This is a genomic window from Haloferax profundi, from assembly GCF_001469865.1.
GTDB classification, from domain to species: Archaea; Halobacteriota; Halobacteria; order Halobacteriales; family Haloferacaceae; genus Haloferax; species Haloferax profundi.
On the sequence record NZ_LOPV01000322.1, the window covers coordinates 1 to 1,646 of the forward strand.

Here is a 1,646-nt window from a genome sequence, read left to right on the forward strand (position 1 = left end):
TGCCGACATCGTCGGCCTCGATTGGAATGGACTCCATCGCGGAGCGCAGTTCGGCGAGTTCTGGACGGATAACGGGTGGGACGACAGCGGTCGCGACGCCGACCACCTGACGGTCCGAGCAACGGTTCGGCATGGACTTGGCCACGTCCGTTCGTTTTGGGAGAACCAGGGCGTCTGGCCGGAGGGACCAACCGAGTACGCTGGTCAGACACAGTATCGGCTCCCAACACCGACTGACCTTCACTCCTCCACCTGTGTTGAGTGTGAGGACGACGTCTGGAGGGGATCACGTGGCCCCTTCGTCGCGGAGTACGATACTGGGGACGTTTGTGGGTACTGCTGCTACGGGTGCTACTTCGCTCACCGCACCCGGAACCACCTCGAGGAAGTTATGGGCGAAGCCAGTGTCTACATCCCGCCTGCGTCGCGCTAGCTCGTTCATACGCAATTTTCTGTGGTTGTACGGAGGGTCTGGCCATCGCCGACTGGTTCCCTTTGCTCGGGAGAGTTTTTTGCCCCCAGAGGGGTGCGGGGCATTCCAGAACTGGAGTGCTCACGAGAAAATCTATGGCGACAAGTGACTACGCAGCGGTGTCGTTCGACGACTCTGACACCCGACGTGACGAGATGCACAGTACTATCGAACAGTGGATCGACGACCTTGTCGAATCCGTCGACGATGCACAAGCGAGTGCCGAGTTCCAAGCGTGGCTTGACGTCCAACGGCAGTTCCACGACTACTCGTACCGCAACACGCTCTTAATCAAGCAACAGTGTCCCGAGGCCAGTCGTGTCGCCGGGTATCGGACGTGGCAGAACGAATTCGATCGGCACGTCAAGGAAGGCGAAAGCGCGATTTGGATTTGGGCACCCATCATCGCTAAGCAATGCCCTGAGTGTGGGAACTCCCCGAGCTACCACGCCAACACCAACTGCGATTACGACGAGACGCCATCTGAAGAGTGGTCGAAGGGCTTGGTTGGTTTCCGGCCAGCTCCAGTCTTCGATATCTCTCAGACGGAGGGTGAGGACCTCCCGAGTCTCGATACGAGTGCGGAGGGTAACGCAGACACGCTTCTTCCGGCCGTGTTGGACGCTGCTGAGGATGTCGGTGTCGAGGTTGAACTTGTTCCGGATAAAGAATGGAAATATGGTGATGCGAAGGGTGTGTGTCGAGAATCACCAGACGGTGAATCCCCAATTGTCGAGTTACTCCGCCGAGACAATGACGCAGCAATGGCGTCGACGTTAGTCCACGAGTACGCTCATGCACTTCTCCACGCCGGCGTTGACGAAGACACCGAACGGTCGAAGCGGGAGGTCGAAGCAGAAGCGGTAGCATACGTTGTTGGGAGGCAGTTCGGTCTCGACATGGACGGTTCGGCGTTTTACCTTGCCACTTGGGAGCGTGATCAAGCAGACGTGATTCGGGAACGACTTACGCGGATTAGTCGAACGAGTCAAGCACTCATTGAGTACATTGAGAGACATCGGTGATTAACCAACAAAGCTTGACAGTGTGGTCTTTTGTTGGTTAAGGCTACCAGTTTGATTGAGGACACAGTTGAACAACTGGTTCTCTGGAAACAGTGGGGTGTGAAGTTCGGATACCAGCGGTTATTCGGAACCCTACCTTGCCAACGAAC

Annotated in this window: 2 protein-coding genes; both read left to right on the forward strand. The window is 56.7% G+C overall.

Translation table 11 applies throughout. The features are described from left to right. The coding region (locus AUR66_RS22670; protein WP_331457002.1) for a DUF6610 family protein at positions 1-433 on the forward strand (433 nt) is incomplete at its 5' end. Positions 434-567: 134 nt separating this feature from the next. Next, on the forward strand, positions 568-1,497 hold the full coding sequence (locus AUR66_RS12775; RefSeq protein ID WP_058572735.1) for an ArdC-like ssDNA-binding domain-containing protein: 930 nt from the start codon (positions 568-570) through the stop codon (positions 1,495-1,497). The last annotated feature ends 149 nt before the right edge of the window (positions 1,498-1,646 follow it).

Coding starts and splice junctions, on each gene's coding strand:
- AUR66_RS12775 (WP_058572735.1), top strand. CDS start 568: ATGGCGACAAGTGACTACGCAGCGGTGTCGTTCGACGACTCTGACACC.